This is a genomic window from Blastococcus brunescens (assembly GCF_035320885.1).
Classification (GTDB): domain Bacteria; phylum Actinomycetota; class Actinomycetes; order Mycobacteriales; family Geodermatophilaceae; genus Blastococcus_B; species Blastococcus_B brunescens.
This window is the reverse complement of the sequence record NZ_CP141261.1, coordinates 1,561,545-1,575,993: the sequence shown is the minus strand read 5'-3', so window position 1 is coordinate 1,575,993 and position 14,449 is coordinate 1,561,545. Positions and strand designations below refer to the sequence as shown.

The window sequence follows — 14,449 nt, the reverse complement described above, 5'->3', positions numbered from 1 at the left end:
CGTTCGCTGAGCTCAGCCATCAACCGAAAGTACGAACAGGCCGTCCCGTGCGGTATCCCTGCGGGACACCGGCCAGGCAGCGGCTGGGCCGCGCGGACGTCGCCGCAGCGGGATCGTCATGCGGGCGGCGTGCGAGATGGCCGGTCAGCCCGGCAGCGTCCGCTGACGGTTCCGCTTCCTGGACGACTACGAAGGCTGGTCCGACATCGGGCCCTGCGACCGCGAAGCCCGCCGGAGTGGTCGAGCCTGCTCAGGCGCTGGAGTACCGGGTGGCGCGTTGACTTCGGCTAGCAACTCGGTGTCTAGTACGGCTCATGTCCCTTCCACAGACGTTGCTGGGCCTGTTGGAGCGCGAGCCCCGGCACGGTTATGACCTCAAGCGGGAGTACGACGCTCATTTCGGTGAGCGGCGCCCGGTCAAGTCGGCCCAGGTGTACGCGACCCTTGGACGGCTCCTCCGGGACGGCGAAATCCTCGTCCTCGGCACCGAGCGTGTCGACGGACCCGACCGGACGTCGTATGCGCTCAGCGCGGAGGGAGTGACGCAGCTGGAGCGCTGGCTCGCCGAGCCGGAGCCCGCGACGCCTTACCTGCAGTCGGCGGTGTACGTGAAGGTCGTGCTGGCGCTGCGCTCCGGGCGGCCGGCCGAACACATCCTGGATGCGCAGCGACAGGCGCACCTCACGCTGATGCGCGAGCTGACCGCTCGCAAACGCGGCGCCGACCTGGCCACGACGTTGGCCTGCGACTTCACCCTGTTCCACCTGGAGGCGGACCTGCGCTGGCTCGAGCACACGGCCGCCCGACTGGACCGGCTCGCGACCGAGCTGACCGGGAACGGGGGCGGGAGGTGAGCGAGCCGCTGCTGGTTGGCGACGACCTGACGCTGTCGTTCGGCCCGACGAACGCCTTGGCCGGGGCCAGCCTCGCCGTCGCCTCGGGCGAGATCGTCGCCCTGCTCGGGCCGAGCGGGTCGGGCAAGTCGACGCTGCTGCACTGCCTGGCCGGCATCCTGCGCCCGGACTCCGGGTCGGTGCACTACCGCGGTCAACGCCTCGACGACCGCTCCGACGAGGCGCGGTCCCAACTGCGCCGCAGTGACTTCGGCTTCGTATTCCAGTTCGGCTCCCTGGTGCCGGAGCTGACTGCCGTGGAGAACGTCGCGCTGCCGCTGCGACTGGGCGGTCTGCGCCGGCGTGCCGCTGAGGCGCGTGCCGTCGAGTGGCTGGACCGGCTGGAGGTCGGCGCGCAGGCCGGGCAGCGGCCGGGAGCGATGTCCGGCGGGCAGCAGCAGCGGGTCGCCCTGGCTCGGGCGCTCGTGACAGGTCCCCGGGTGGTGTTCGCCGACGAACCCACCGGCGCTCTGGACTCGCTGACCGGCGAGCTGGTGATGACCCACCTGGTCGACTCGGCCCGACAACTGGGCAGCGCCGTCGTCCTGGTGACGCACGAGGCACGGATCGCCGCATACGCCGACCGGGAAGTCGTCCTGCGGGACGGTGTGCTCGCCCGGCCCAGCGGGGTGCCGGCGTGACGGGCCGGACGACGACTCTCGCCTTGGGGCTCGCCTGGCCGTGAGCGGCGGACGCGCCGGGTGGAGCCGACTGCTCTTCACGGCCGTCGGCATCGGGCTGGCGGTCGCTCTCCTGCTCGGTGCGGGCGGAGTACTGCCCGCAGCCCACCAGCGTGCCGACGTCGCCGCCGGCCGGTACACCGAGGGACAGGGCACCGCGGCAGCCGGGATCGACAGCCGCACGTCGGTCAGCCTCTGGCGGGGACTACCGGTGACCGTGTTCGAGTTCGACGTGCACGGCGATCCGGGCACCCGGCCGCCGCTGGGCCTCGACGCCGTCCCCGGACCCGGCACGACTTCCGTGTCGCCCGCGCTGGCCCGCGCGCTGTCCGGACCGCGCGCCGACGAGCTGGCCCCGCGCATCCCCGGGCGGGTGACCGAGGAGATCGCTCCCAAGGGGCTGGTCGGGCCGGACGAGCTGTACGCGATCGCGGCATCAGACCTGTCTGACCTCGCCGGTGTCGACGGGATCGCCCGCGGCGCCCGTTTCGCGCAGGCCGCCCCGACCGCCGCCGTGCTCGCCGACGACGAGACCGCCGTAGCTGCTCGGCTCGGGGCCGCCTGTCTGCTGGTTCCGCTGCTCGTACTCGTCGGCGTCTCGGCGCGGTTGTCGGCCGCCACGCGGGAGCAGCGCAACGCGGCCATCCGGCTGGTGGGCGGAACTCGGCGGCAGATGCTGGGGTTGGCCGCGGCCGAAGCGCGGTCGCCGCCGGGCTCGGCTCGGGCATCGGCCTGGGGCTCTTCTTCCTGCTGCGACCCGTCGCCGCCGGGCTGGCCTCCGTCCAGCACGGTCTCTGGACCGCCGATCTCACCCCCGGGCTCGGCTGGACCCTGCTGGTCGTGTTCGGCACGCCGTTGCTTGCCGCGGTGGTGGGGGTGGCCGGACAGCGGCGCGTGCTGACCAGCCCGCTCGGGGTCACGCGGCAGTCCCGGCCCGCCGCGGCCGGGTGGTGGCGGCTGGTCGTCCTGGCCGTCGGCCTCGGGCTGCTCGGTGGCGGCTACCTGGCGCAGCTCGACCTGCTCTCGACCGGCTCGTGGCTGTTCGGCGCCTTGTTGATCACCGGCATGGTCCTGACGCTGCTGGGCCTCGCGCTCTCCGGGGCGACGCTGGCCCGGTTGATCGGCGCCCTCATGGCGCGGCTCGCGCCCGGCCCGGCCGGCCAGCTCGCCGGCCGGCGGCTGATGATGGACCCCGGCGCGGCCGGACGCGCTATCGCGGGCACCTCGCTCGTCGTCGCGGTCGCCGGGTTCGTCCTGGCCTTCCTGCCCGTGCTCGAGCAGGCCCGCACCGGCTACCTGGCCGAGCAGGCGGAGCCGTTGCAGCCTGGCACGCTCTTCGTGACCACCTACCTCGAGGGAATCGACCTCAGCCCCGCCGGGCAGTTGACATCGGCCGACGTCGATCGGCTCTCCGCGGTCCCGGGGGTGGATGCGGTCGTCGTGCTCCCACAGGTCGGGCTGCTGGCGCCCGGCGGCGACCTCAGTCCGGAACGACCCCGCGGCCGGAGGACTTCCCGACCACGGCGCTCGTCGTGTCCTGCGGAACGCTCGACGCCGCCCTGCGCGAGCCCCTGGACACCTGCGCGCCGGGGAGGTGCAGGTGCTCGCTGCCCCAGGGCAGATTCTCGGCGAGGCGCTGCCGCCCGGCACCTATCGGGTGACCGGGGATGACGGGCGACCCGTCCCCGGAGCCACCGTGTCCGTACCTCCGGACCCAGCTCGGCTGGAGGTCGATTCCGGGCTCCGGAACCTGCTCCAGGGCTCACTGCGACTGCCGGCCGACACCGCCGTTCCCGCCGATGCCCTCGGAGGCCCGGGACTGATCACCACCGACGGCCGGCAGGAGACGTTCGAGGCGGTGCGCGCTGTCCTGGCCACGATGCCGGGACCGTACGGCAGCGCCTATACGGCGGTGACTGCCGCCGAGCAGTCCGACCTGGCCGGCCAGCAGGCCGAGACCTACCGGCGCGCCACGGTGGCCGGGCTGGCCGTCGTGATTGTCGTCGGCGGCCTGGTCCTGGCCGTCTCGCTGGCCGACGGGCTCCGGGAGCGAATCCCGGCCCACGCCGCGATGCTGGCGGCCGGCGTGCCAGTCCGAGTGCTGCGCCGCAGTCTGCTGCTCCAACTGTCCGTCCCGCTGGTCGGGACCGTGGCCCTGGCGACAGGTGTGGCCGTCCTGTGCGGCGCCATGTACCAGCGGCTCGACGGCTCGGTCCCAGCCGGCCTCCCATGGCCGGTCTACCTGGCAGTCGCGAGCGCGGCCCTTCTGGCCAGCCTGCTCGCCACCATCAGCGTGCTCCCGTTCCTCCGCGCTGCCCGGCGCCCCGAGTCACTGCGCACTGGCTGACGGGGCCACGCAGTCAGCTGCGCTTTCGCGCTCGTCCGCAGAACCCACAAATGCCGAGGAGACTCGCTTTGACTGACCCAGCCAACGAACACAAGCCGACATCGCCAGAGCCGGCTTCTGTGGTCGCCGCCAGACAACTGGCCGCAGAAGCTCGCTCGCGCAAGAGCCGGCGAGCCCGATTCGTATCCCCATCGGCTCGCTTCCCCTCCGCAGGCAGCCCTCGCAGAATTGCAGATTGCCAGCCGAATGATTGATGGCAAGAGCGCTCGCGCCTGCTGGGATGTGCAAACGACCGATCCACCAAATGCGCACCAGAACCGCATGGACGATCGCGTGCGAACGTGAAGGGCAACTACGCTCTCGCCGTCCACCAGAATGGGTGAAACGATGGCCGGACCTCGCCACGTGCCACGAGGAGTACAGCGTGAATTCTATGTGTCTCGCTGCTCGCAGCGACAGTGGGAGCCTGCAGCAGCCCACGTGCGCCGACCCGACCGGCGTCTCCGGGGCCTGTCACCCCGACCGCGCGTTGCCCGACGCCGGCATGAGGGGTGACTGACCATGCCCTCCTCCTCCCGGAGAGCCCAAGGCCTCATCATAGTCTCGCTCCTGGCGGTCATAGGCCTCGCGGCCTGGTATGGACCATCGGGGTGGGAGGACAGCGGCTCTTTCGTCTTCGTCCTGTTCGGCATACCCCTCGGGTGCGCCACCGTCGCCCTGTGGGCCGAACGCGCGAGCAGGACGATGCTCGCTCCCGCGGTCGTCGCCACCCTGGGCGCCGTTGCACTGGGGTGGTCGTTGCTCACTGCTCTGGGCATCGGCTTGGTGTTCTTGCTGCCATCCCTTCTCCTGCTGCTCGCCGGCGCGGTGTCGTGGGGTCACAGAACACAACGAGAATCTGCTGCGTCAATGCGCGCATGAACGAGGCTTGCGAGGCGCCCGAATGGCGGCCACCGGCCGGCCAGTTATAGACATTGAAATCACCTGCCACCCTGCGCACACAGGACAAATGGGCTCTTCTTACATGAGGCGGGCTGGTTAGCCCGCCGCCTATCAGGAGAGTGCGTAGCCAGTAGTTATCGCGGTCGCGGAACCTCTTGCGACGCAGTCGACGCCATGACATCGGAGCCGATCGGCGTCTCGCAGGGGAGCCCCTGCGGGACGCCGGCGCCGCGGCTACTGGGACCGCGAGGACGTCGCCGTAGCGGGATCGCCCACCGGACACTGCGCAGTCTGCTGATTGAGGCGCGCCGGAAGCGCAGCCCCGGCACCGCGGAACCGGCAAACGGGCTCCGCTCGTGCGGGTGATCTCCCACTGCGCACACGGCATGCAGCAGGCCTGGGTGAGGCATCCTCAGGATGCCGGTCGAAGCGCGGCGCCGAGGGGGTCTCTGTGTCGAACGCCGCGGATGTGCCTCTCGATGAGTTGGCCCTGGTGTACGGCTGGATGCACCGGTTGAGCAACGATGAAGCTGCGGCCGAGGAGTGGGCAATCGAGGTTGTGCTGCGATACCGCCGCCAAGTCGGCCCTCGGTGGCTGCGGCGGTGCGACGCGCTCTTGCATCTGCGTTACCTGTCCGCTCAGGTAGTCCTCGAACGTCGTGGAATTCTTTGATCAGTTAAGACGCCGGCTCGGACAAGTCCCGGGGCGTTGCCCCACAAGAGAGCCGCTTCGCACCAGCGCGGTGATGGTAGGCGCGGTAATGGTAGGCGCGGTAATGGTAGGCGCGGTAATGGTAGGCGCGGTCGAATAGCTGGCCCGGTCCGACTCGCGATGAGGCGCTCTAGGCCGAAGACTCTTGGGGAGCCGCCGGGCGTGGCCCGGGCGACGCCTGCGGTTAGATCCCGTCAGTCGAGTACCCGGCTGACGGGTCGCCGCTGCCGACTGTAGGCCCAACCCGGTGGCAGCCATTCAGATTGCGGGTAGCGCGCCCCAGACGTACTTGCGGGCGTCGCGAACGAACCAGCCGTGTGAGCTGGAGAGGCTGGCGATGATGCGCAGCCCCATGCCGCCCTGCGCCGGGTCGCGGTCGACCGCCGGGCTGGGCTCGGTCTCGATCGCCGGGTCGCTGACCTCGCATATCCATTCCTGCGGGGTGCGCCGTACCTCGGCGGTCACAGGGAGGTGTCCATGGCGGAGCCCGTTGGACAGGAGTTCGTCGAGCAGGAGGATCAGCACCTCGTCGACGTCCTGGGGTGGATGGGTAGGCAGGACGGCCAGACCGGACCGCAGTTCCTGCCGGACGCGGGGAAGCTCCGAGAGCGCTGTCGGTGTCCAACGCCAGTAGCAGCGCCCGCCGGGTGAGGGCTGCGGGACCCATGGGTCGCTGTCGATGTTCGCCACCTTGCCAAAGGAGCGTCTCGACGACGCTTCTCTTGCCAGGTTAGGTGACATACCGAACCGGCGCCGTCCGGAACAGGCGAGCTCATGCCGGGTCGCTCGCGGCCCGACTGGCTTCCTTTCCCATCGATGTGGCGACATTGGTCGGCCGGCACCGGTGACCTAAATCGGCGATCTTGGGCGACTGACTGCATCCACACCCGGGTCCGCAGCCGAAGACAGGACGTGCCCGCGACTTTGCCTGAACGGGAGAGCTGGGTCGTACAACCACTGCTGGACGCTGGCCTCGGAGAGGTCGAGGTGCGTGAACTGCTCTTCCGGCTGGCCTTTCAAGCGATCGTTGGTGACGGGCCGGACGCCGCCGCGACCCTCGCGCATCTCGTCAAGGACCAGCCGTCAGTGGTGCGGGCAGCGTGGCTGACAATGCTCGGCCGGATGCTCGATGACCACCGGGCGTCCGATGCCGCCGGCCTTTGACGTCGCGCCAGGATCTAAGTTCCGAGGGCGGGGATCCGCCACGGCCGGCGGAGGGGCCGACTCTCCTCAGCCATGACGCCATCGGCGCCAGCTGGCCTGGACGAGCCGCTATTGCCCGAGAGGGCGCCATGTGCGACGCCGCGCCGGGTAGGACCGTGCCGTCCTCAGCCCGGCATGGGGCGGGGTGACGGTTCTCGGAAGGCCATCGCCGGAATGACCGAATCATGAGCCGGGGGCTGATCGTCGGGACGGCCGTCCTGGCCGCCATCCGTCACCCCGTCGGGCGAGGGCTCGAACGCCGGAGGTAGGTCGAAGAAAGTGTCGGCGAAACGGTGCAACAACGTCCCTAGCGCGGCGACGTCGTCCGCCTGCCACTCCGCGAGTCGATCCGAGAGCCAGGCCACCCGTGCCCGGGTGGATCGGGCCTGGAGGGCAGCGCCCTCGGGCGTGAGGTGCAGGGCAGTGCGCCGGGCATCCACACTGGAGGGTGCACGGATCAGTAGGCCCTTGGACTCGGCGCGGTCGACGAGTCGGCTGGCCGTGGAGGGCGTGACGTCGGCCATGCGGGCGACGTCACCGATGGCGACCTCTCGGCCGGCGTGTGCGCCTCGGGCGCACGCCTCAACCACCAGCAGACTCGACATCTCGACCGGTGCGCCGTCCTCGGTGACGATGCGTTGTCGGGGTGCGCTCCAGACACGTCGCAGCCTCAACAGTGCGTCGTCCAGGAGGTTGAGCCCTCGCCGCGCATACCTGTACGGTACACACGCCTCCGCGATGGATCTCAGAGCGCGGACGTGTAACCGCCGGCTCGAAAGATGGTCTGCGGCGGCCAGTCAGCGACGAGGGGACCGGAGATGAGGGGCGCCAGGCACCGCGGGTCCTCGCTGGTCGCCGACCCGCTCCGGTCTCCCGACGGTGAGCGGGCAGGCCGCCCACTCCCCGGACCGGTTGGCCGCGGTGCTGGCGACAGGGCTGATGGATACCGCCGCGGAGGAATCTTTCGACCGTCTGACGGCCATGGCGCGAGAGCTGCTGAACGCGCCTTTCGCCTTCGTGACCGTCGTCGATGACCAGCGGTCGTACTGGAAAAGCTGCCTGGGCCTGCCGCAGGATAGTCCGCGGGAGAACACGCTGGAGGAGTCCTTCTGCCAGTACGTGGTGGACAGCGGCGAACCGCTGGTGCTCTCCGACGTCCGGGAGGACGCCCGGACCCGGGACAACCCTTCGATCGCGTCGATGGGTGTCGTTGCATGGGCCGGATACCCGGTTCACACCCCGGACGGGCACGTGTTGGGCACCTTCTGCGTGGTCGACACCAAGCTGCACGAGTGGACCGACAGCGACGTCCGCATTTTGGAAAGCCTGGCTTCGGTGGCCAGCCGGGAAGTCGCGTTGCGAGCGGCCGCCGCACGCGCCGACGATGCTCTGGAAGTCGCACAACTTGCGCAACAGCGTGCCCAGTTCTTCGCTCGAATCGGCGAACTCCTGACCGCGGGGCTGGAACTGAAGGCCGTCTGGTCCGCCATCGCCCGGCTTGCCGTTCCGACACTGGGCGACTACATGCACATCCACACCACCGGCCGCGGCGGCGAGCTGGTGCCCGCGGTGGTGCTGCACCGCGATGCAAGACAGCAGGCCCGACTGGAGGATTTGACCCGCTCGGTCGATCGCCGCGTGGGACAGGGCGCCGGTCCGGGTCAGGTCGCCGTCACCGGCCAGGCGCAGGTCATACCCGCGCTGACCGACGACCTCGGGTTGTTCACCGAACAACAGCGGGCTTTGGTCGAGCAGACGCGCGCCGGAAGCTCGATCACCGTTCCGTTGCGCGCGCGGGGCGAGCTGATCGCCGTTCTCACCGTCGTCCGGCTGATCGGGTCACCGGCCTACGGTGAGGATGACCTCGCCCTGGTGCAGGCCATCGCCGATCGGGCGGCTCTGGCCCTGGACAATGCCCAGTCCTACGACCAGCAGCGCACGGTCTCGCTACACCTGCAGCAGGCCCTCCTTCCCCACGTATTGCCACAGCCCAACCATCTGCAAGTCGCCTCGCGGTATCTCCCGGCCGGCACCGGACAGATGGTGGGCGGGGACTGGTACGACGCGTACCTCGACCGCACCGGCACGACCAGCCTGATCATCGGCGACGTGGCCGGCCACGACATCCGCGCCGCGGCCACCATGGGTCAACTGCGCACTATGGTGCGCATGGCCGGCCACGACGGGAACAACGGTCCCGCTGACGTCCTGCGCCTGGTCGACAACGCCGTCCACACGTTGGATCTCCCCGTCTTTGCCACAGCACTCGTCGCGAAGATCGAACGGCTCGATCAGGACCGTCCCGCCACGGACAGGCGGGTCGTCTGGGCCAGCGCCGGACACCCCCACCGATTCTGCTGTCTTCCGACGGGACGGTGCGCTCACTGACAGGAGCGCCCGGAATCCCTCTCGGCGTGCTGGACGATCCCGCCCGGCCGGAGCACCACGCAGCAATGCCGGCCGAGGGCACCCTGCTGCTGTTCACCGATGGGCTGATCGAACGCTCCGACCGCGACCTGGACACCGGCCTGGCTCAGCTTCTCGCGGCGCTGGAGGACGGGGCGGACCTGCCCCTAGAGCAGTTGTGCGACCGACTCCTCGCCGAGATGCTGCCCGCGGACGGAGCCGCCGACGACGTGGCTCTCATCGCCGTCCGCGCCTACCCGGAGGACGCGCCTCGCCCTTCGGAGGCCCAGACCCGACCGCTCGCTGACTCCCATCCCTCGCGGTAGCGGACGCGCACAACGTCATGCGCCGGCAGTGTCAACCAGCCCGGGCAGCTGGTGCACTGTTGGCGAGCGGAGGCCATCGTTGCCGGAAAACCACCCCGTTGCGAGCGGGAAGGACTCGGTCAGCGACGAGCCAAGAACATGCAGGCGACGTGGGCAGTCGCGATCGGTCCGATACTCACAATGCACGGTCTATCCCGGCGACGAGCTGGGCGACGAATCGACGCCAGATCGGTCACCCACGTCACCGTGGCGCCCGGCTCGTCGACCGATGGGCCCGCGGCGGACCGCCGCGATTCCCCCTCTACTCAAAGAGTGAGCGCACTGATGCCAGGTTGGTCTACAGGTCAGCGAGGATGGCCGGGTGCTCGAAGAACAGCGACGCCTCGCGGAGCTCGCCAACCGCATAGCGGAGGTCCCCGGCGTGGTCGGCGTGGTGCTCGGCGGCAGCCGCGCTCGTGGCGAGCACTACGGCCTGAGTCCCATCACTGTCGGGTGACAGTCCTGCGCCGCAGGCCGCTTGTCCAGCACTCGGTCATACCTGCCTGACAAGATGCGCTCATGAACCGAGTCGCCCGGCTGGTGGACCACCCAGTGTACTCGATGGCCCAGGTCGATCGCATCCTCGGTCTTCATGGCGGGACAGCCCGCCGGTGGATCGACGGCTACGACCGCGGAGCCAAGTCGTATCCGCCGGTCATCAGGCAAGAGCGGACCAACGAGGGCACCGCCACGTGAGGCGAGTTTGTAGAGACCCGGTTGCTTGCGGAGTTCCGTGACGCCGGGGTGCCGATGATCCGCATGCGGCCAGCGGTGGAACGCCTGCGCCGAGAGCTCGAAACGCCGTATCCGCTGGCCTCAGCGCGGACGTGGCTGTATGCGGAGGGTCAGGAACTGGTCCGAGCGGTGCAGGACGAGGTCGGCCTCGACAGCGCGTTGCAGCTCGTCGTGGTGAGGAGCAACCAACGTCTTCTCTGGTCTCAGCATGCCGAGTCGTTCCGGGGTCGCTCGAGTGGACGAACGACGATGTTCCTGAGCCCCGGCTACTGCATCCCATGCCGGACATCGCTGAGGTACAGGTCGATCCGCTTCGCGGCTACGGGGAGCCAGTGGTCCGCAATGTTCCTACTGAGGTCATCGCAGAGCTGATCCGCGCGGGAGAAACACCTGAATCTGTGGCAGGCATGTACGAGCTAAATCGCTCTCTCGTCGACGCCGCGGTCCGATACGAACTACAGCGCGCGGCCGCCTGACGTCTCGTGGTGGCCGATCGCGAACGTCTGCGCTTCTACGTGGACGAGAGCGCGCTCGGGCTCGGCAAGGCTCTCACCGCCGCTCGTTCTGACACCGTTCATGTCGGCCACCCACTGGTCCCCGAATGCCCATACGGCACGCTGGACCCCGACTGGATGCCAGCTGTGGCGGCACGAGGCCTCATCGCCATTGGCCGGGACAGGCGAATGCGTACCCGGCCGGCCGAAGTGCACTTGATCCGGGAGTCGGGCCGAGTTCAGGAACCGCAGCCAGCGGGCGTCGCCAGTGCCGGGGTTGCGCCAGGACTGGCGGTGCAGGCCGGACTCGATGGCGCCGGCGACGTGGGCCAGCAGCGCCACGGCGAGCCGGGCGTCGGGAACTTGTTCGCCGCTGGTCAGCGTGAGCGCGGGCTTGTCCCGGGTGGCCCACCACTGGCCGGGAGCGTCGATGCCGAGGTCGGCGGCGGCGGCGTCCTGGGCGCGGTTGGGTTGCCCGGACAGCCACCGGGACAGCGCCGGGGGTCGGCGGCCATCGTCTCGACGGCGAACCGCAGCGCGGCCTTGGGCGCGGTCTTGCGCTGCAGCAGCCCCTTGATCCACTCGCGGCGGGTCTCGTTGGCCGCCGCCATCGCCTTGTTGTTCTCGATGGTGGCCCGCCGCTCGGCCGAGGCTGCTTCCCGCTCGTCCTCGCTCGGCTCCTCGCCTGCTGCGCCCCCGGGTAGGACGGTGGCCGTCCAGCGGTCGCGGTGGCCGGTGCCGGCCGGGTCGATGCACACCTCCACGGCTTGCGGCCCCTGCCAGCCGCCGGTGGCGACGTAGACCGCCGAGCCGGGGCAACCGGCGTGGCCGTCGGCGGTCAGCGACTCGCTGTCGTGGGCGAGGTCGGCCAGCCGGGTGGCGGCGCGGCCGGTGTCCTCGTCCAGGACGGTGCGCCCAGCGGCGGTCAACTCAGCGAGCAGGGCTGCTGCCCGCTCGGCTTCTGCTCGGGCCTGTTTGGCGCGGGTCAGCGCATGGGCGAACCACCCCGGCCCCTCCCCGCCGCCGCGATCAGGGCGGCGGCGGTGCCGGGGTCATCGGCGTAGTGGGCGACAGCGGCGGCCTGGTCCAAGGTCAGCCCGGCACCGGCGACCGCGGCGGCATTGTCGCCGTCCAACCAGGCACTCCGCGGGCTTCCTCCACCGCGGACAGACCGCGGCGGTGCAGGTTCTCGGCCAGCATCGCCCCTACGTGCCCGGCCTGGGCGGCCCGGTCCCCGTCAGCGGCATCACTGTCAGGGGCCAAGTCGGGGCGCAGCACGCACGGCACCGCGGTGACTCCGGCGAGGACCGCGGCGGCCGCCCGGCGGTGCCCGGCCACAAGCTGATGGCCCGGCGTGCCGTCGGCGGCGGCGCGCGGGATCACGGTGAGTGCCTCCAGCACGCCCTGGGCGCCGATGGAGTCGGCCAGCCCGGACACGTCGCCGAGGTCGTCGCGGATGTTGCGGGGGTGCACGGCCAGCTCGCGGGGATCCAGCCACACCAGCCGGTGTGCCCGGCCGCTGTCCTCGGCCGTGTCGGCGCTTGCGCTGTCGGTGGCGGCCGGGCCGACGTGCTCGGTCTCGCGCTGCTCGGTCCCGGCACTTCGGGCGTTTTCGGTCGCGGAGGGCTCGTCGGGCGTGCTCTCCCGGCCGGTGTGCAGGGCGGTGACTGTCGTGGTCGTGGTCATGGCGGGTTCTCCTTCGATGCTCTGCGGGGTGGCGATGCGTTGCGGGGTGGCGATGCGTTGCGGGGTGGCGATGCGTTGCGGGGTGGCGGTGCTCTCGGTGGGGGTGCAGTCGGCGGGGGTGCTGGCGGCGGGCATGTCGCGCTCTCCCCGCTCAGGCGGTGGCGAGGACCCGGGCGCCCCCGGGCTGCGCGACCGGTCCGGCGGGCGGGACGGTTCCCCATCCCCCGGCGGGTTCTGGGTGCTCTCGGCGCCGTCGAGGTGGTCGAGGATGCGGCGGGCGGCGGCGGTCACCGTGGCCGCGGCGGCGCGGACGATGGCGGTGTCCCCGGCCGACCAGGCGGCGACGTAGGGGACGGTGTAGGCGCCGGAATCCAGCCCGGCCCAGGCGGTGACGATGTAGGCGACCGACTCGGCTTCGGCCTCCGCCCGCCCGCGGCAGCCCCGGTAGTCATAGCCCTCGGCGGTGTGCCCGCACTCGATGTGCGCGAGCTCGTGGGCGAGGGTCTTGACCGCCTGCGCGTCGTCCACGTCCGGGCGGACCCGCACGGTGCGAGCGGCCGGGTCGGTCAGGCCGTTGGCCTGCCCGCAGGCCTCGCGGATGAGCGTGTAGCCGTGCGCGGCGACCTGGGCGGCCAGCGCCTCCCACAGGGCGGCGGGGGCGTCACCTGTGAGCAGCTCGGGTGTGATCTCGGGCAGCGGGTCGCCGTCGGTCTGGGAGACGTCGAAGACGTGCGCGACCCGGAACCCGCGCAGCGCCCGCGCCCCGGCACGCTGGTCGGCGTCCCCGCCGGCCGGCTCCCCGCCGTCCCCGTCGACGTGCCCGTCGCCGTCGCGGCGGCGGGTGCCGCCTGGCCGGGGTCGGTGCTCTTGGGCGTGTAGGTGCACGGCGCCAGGACCGCGAGCCCGGTGGAGCCCTTGACCACGGCGCGGCCCAGCGCCTTCCAGGTGCCGAACCCGGCGACCCGGGTCGGGCTGATGCCCAGCCGCGCGGCCTGCAGCTCGATCAGCAGCTGGTTGCCCAGGCTGTAGGTGTGGAACTTCGCGGCGGCATCGAGCATCGCCCGCCACTGCGGGTCGGCGGTGAGCGCCTCGACCTGCTCGCCGATCCGCTCGTGCAGGGCTGCGATCCTCGCCGACCGGGCGGCGTCGGCTGCCTCCCGCTGCGCCGGACTCAGCTGCGACCGCCGACTCCGGCTCCCCTGCTGCTCGTGCCGCTGGCCGCGCTGCTGCGTGTGCTGCTGGTGCTGGTCATCTGGACCCTCCCGGAACTGGAGCCGAAGCCGGCACGGGAGGAACTGCGGAACAGGTGTCCTGCCACCCATTCCCCGGCCCGTCCGGCACAGAGCTCTGCTCAGGGGCCGGGAGCGACGGCGGGGGACGACCGGACCAAGACTGCTTCCGCAGCGGAGCGCCGCAGGGCGGAAGGATCTTGGTCCGGTCGGGAGGAGGCGGCGCGGGAGGCCCCTACGCTGAGCTGCCGGACGGGTCGGGGGACCAGCAAGCGCAGCCCGCCGCAGGCGGACCTTGACGACGGCGCAGCCGGCGCCACGCGCAGCGTGGCCCGAAGGGTGCTCCTGGCCCGCCCCACCGGCCGCGGCGCGGCGACGTCGACGGCGCGCCCACCGGATAGCGAGCCCCGGTCACCCGGCACGTCGCGGCGGCTCTTGGCCGGCCGGCCGCGGGCTCCGCGGTCTCGCCGTGCTCCGAATGCGATGTCGCGCGCCATGGGTCGAGCCTGACCAGGTCAGCACCCGCCCGAGGGCGCACGTCCGGATGTTGTGGACAGGAGACGTCGTCCACAGGAACGCATTGCGCGGACCCCCGGTGCCCCGCGCCTGCATCGGCTGACTGGAGGACAACAGGAGGACAACAGGGGGACAACTGGAGGACCCCAGGTCAGCAGAGGACCTCCAAATGGTTCTCCAGTCCATGTGGGCACAGGGGTCCTTTGACTGTCGTCGACCTCCCGCAGAAGGCGCTTCAGAA

General features: G+C 71.0%; 14 protein-coding genes and 3 pseudogenes. 11 read left to right on the top strand and 6 right to left on the bottom strand.

Annotated features, from left to right (window positions below):
- Positions 1 to 314: 314 nt before the first annotated feature.
- Genes U6N30_RS10465 through U6N30_RS10445 form a run of 5 tightly spaced genes read left to right on the top strand, consistent with a single transcriptional unit; the run spans position 315 to position 3,920 of the window.
- On the top strand, positions 315 to 854 hold the full coding sequence (locus tag U6N30_RS10465; RefSeq protein ID WP_324277247.1) for a PadR family transcriptional regulator: 540 nt from the start codon (positions 315 to 317) through the stop codon (positions 852 to 854).
- Positions 851 to 1,534 (top strand): ABC transporter ATP-binding protein, encoded by a 684-nt coding sequence (locus tag U6N30_RS10460; RefSeq protein ID WP_324277246.1) that lies wholly within the window; start codon positions 851 to 853, stop codon positions 1,532 to 1,534. The genes U6N30_RS10465 and U6N30_RS10460 overlap by 4 nt, the downstream gene beginning before the upstream one ends.
- Before the next feature lie 40 nt (positions 1,535 to 1,574).
- On the top strand, positions 1,575 to 2,474 hold the full coding sequence (locus U6N30_RS10455) for a hypothetical protein (RefSeq protein ID WP_324277245.1): 900 nt from the start codon (positions 1,575 to 1,577) through the stop codon (positions 2,472 to 2,474).
- Positions 2,414 to 3,244, top strand: a complete 831-nt coding sequence (locus U6N30_RS10450; protein ID WP_324277244.1) for a hypothetical protein — start codon at positions 2,414 to 2,416, stop codon at positions 3,242 to 3,244. The genes U6N30_RS10455 and U6N30_RS10450 overlap by 61 nt, the downstream gene beginning before the upstream one ends.
- 25 nt (positions 3,245 to 3,269) lie before the next feature.
- The gene (locus tag U6N30_RS10445) at positions 3,270 to 3,920 is read left to right on the top strand and encodes an FtsX-like permease family protein (RefSeq protein ID WP_324277243.1); all 651 of its coding nucleotides are present in this window, start codon (positions 3,270 to 3,272) and stop codon (positions 3,918 to 3,920) included.
- A gap of 1,912 nt (positions 3,921 to 5,832) precedes the next feature.
- Here U6N30_RS10445 and U6N30_RS10440 read toward each other — a convergent pair.
- Positions 5,833 to 6,099, bottom strand: a complete 267-nt coding sequence (locus U6N30_RS10440) for an ATP-binding protein (RefSeq protein ID WP_324277242.1) — start codon at positions 6,097 to 6,099, stop codon at positions 5,833 to 5,835.
- Positions 6,100 to 6,561: 462 nt separating this feature from the next.
- On the opposite strand from U6N30_RS10440, the gene U6N30_RS10435 reads away from it, so the two are divergent.
- Positions 6,562 to 6,738: a hypothetical protein gene (locus tag U6N30_RS10435; RefSeq protein WP_324277241.1), complete on the top strand. Its 177-nt coding sequence runs from the start codon at positions 6,562 to 6,564 to the stop codon at positions 6,736 to 6,738.
- Positions 6,739 to 6,902: 164 nt separating this feature from the next.
- Here the strand turns inward: U6N30_RS10435 and U6N30_RS10430 are convergent, their stop codons facing one another.
- Complete coding sequence (locus U6N30_RS10430; RefSeq protein WP_324277240.1) at positions 6,903 to 7,382, bottom strand: MarR family winged helix-turn-helix transcriptional regulator; 480 nt, start codon at positions 7,380 to 7,382, stop codon at positions 6,903 to 6,905.
- 334 nt (positions 7,383 to 7,716) lie between these two features.
- Between U6N30_RS10430 and U6N30_RS10425 the strand changes: the two are divergent.
- Positions 7,717 to 9,509: pseudogene (locus U6N30_RS10425) on the top strand (SpoIIE family protein phosphatase).
- Positions 9,510 to 9,846: 337 nt separating this feature from the next.
- Here the strand turns inward: U6N30_RS10425 and U6N30_RS10415 are convergent.
- Complete coding sequence (locus U6N30_RS10415) at positions 9,847 to 9,975, bottom strand: hypothetical protein (protein WP_324277237.1); 129 nt, start codon at positions 9,973 to 9,975, stop codon at positions 9,847 to 9,849.
- A 92-nt stretch (positions 9,976 to 10,067) separates the two neighbouring features.
- Here U6N30_RS10415 and U6N30_RS10410 point away from each other — a divergent pair, with 92 nt between their 5' ends.
- From U6N30_RS10410 to U6N30_RS33700, 3 genes and pseudogenes are all read left to right on the top strand, one after another.
- On the top strand, positions 10,068 to 10,244 hold the full coding sequence (locus U6N30_RS10410) for a hypothetical protein (protein WP_324277236.1): 177 nt from the start codon (positions 10,068 to 10,070) through the stop codon (positions 10,242 to 10,244).
- A 317-nt stretch (positions 10,245 to 10,561) separates the two neighbouring features.
- A complete protein-coding gene (locus U6N30_RS33705; RefSeq protein WP_422678062.1) occupies positions 10,562 to 10,759 on the top strand; it encodes a DUF433 domain-containing protein in 198 nt (65 codons plus the stop codon).
- Between the two features lie 6 nt (positions 10,760 to 10,765).
- Positions 10,766 to 10,951 (top strand): annotated as a pseudogene (locus U6N30_RS33700) (hypothetical protein); the annotation flags it as partial.
- Positions 10,952 to 11,154: 203 nt separating this feature from the next.
- On the opposite strand, the gene U6N30_RS10400 reads toward U6N30_RS33700, so the two are convergent.
- On the bottom strand, positions 11,155 to 11,706 hold the full coding sequence (locus U6N30_RS10400) for a hypothetical protein (RefSeq protein WP_324277234.1): 552 nt from the start codon (positions 11,704 to 11,706) through the stop codon (positions 11,155 to 11,157).
- Here U6N30_RS10400 and U6N30_RS33695 point away from each other — a divergent pair.
- Positions 11,602 to 11,841, top strand: coding sequence for a hypothetical protein (locus tag U6N30_RS33695; protein ID WP_422678061.1), 240 nt, complete (start codon positions 11,602 to 11,604; stop codon positions 11,839 to 11,841). The two genes, U6N30_RS10400 and U6N30_RS33695, sit on opposite strands and share 105 nt — an antisense overlap.
- A 28-nt stretch (positions 11,842 to 11,869) precedes the next feature.
- Here the strand turns inward: U6N30_RS33695 and U6N30_RS10395 are convergent, their stop codons facing one another.
- Positions 11,870 to 13,348: a ParB N-terminal domain-containing protein gene (locus U6N30_RS10395; RefSeq protein ID WP_324277233.1), complete on the bottom strand. Its 1,479-nt coding sequence runs from the start codon at positions 13,346 to 13,348 to the stop codon at positions 11,870 to 11,872.
- A gap of 29 nt (positions 13,349 to 13,377) precedes the next feature.
- Positions 13,378 to 13,521 (bottom strand): annotated as a pseudogene (locus U6N30_RS10390) (ArdC-like ssDNA-binding domain-containing protein); the annotation flags it as partial.
- Positions 13,522 to 14,449: the final 928 nt, after the last annotated feature.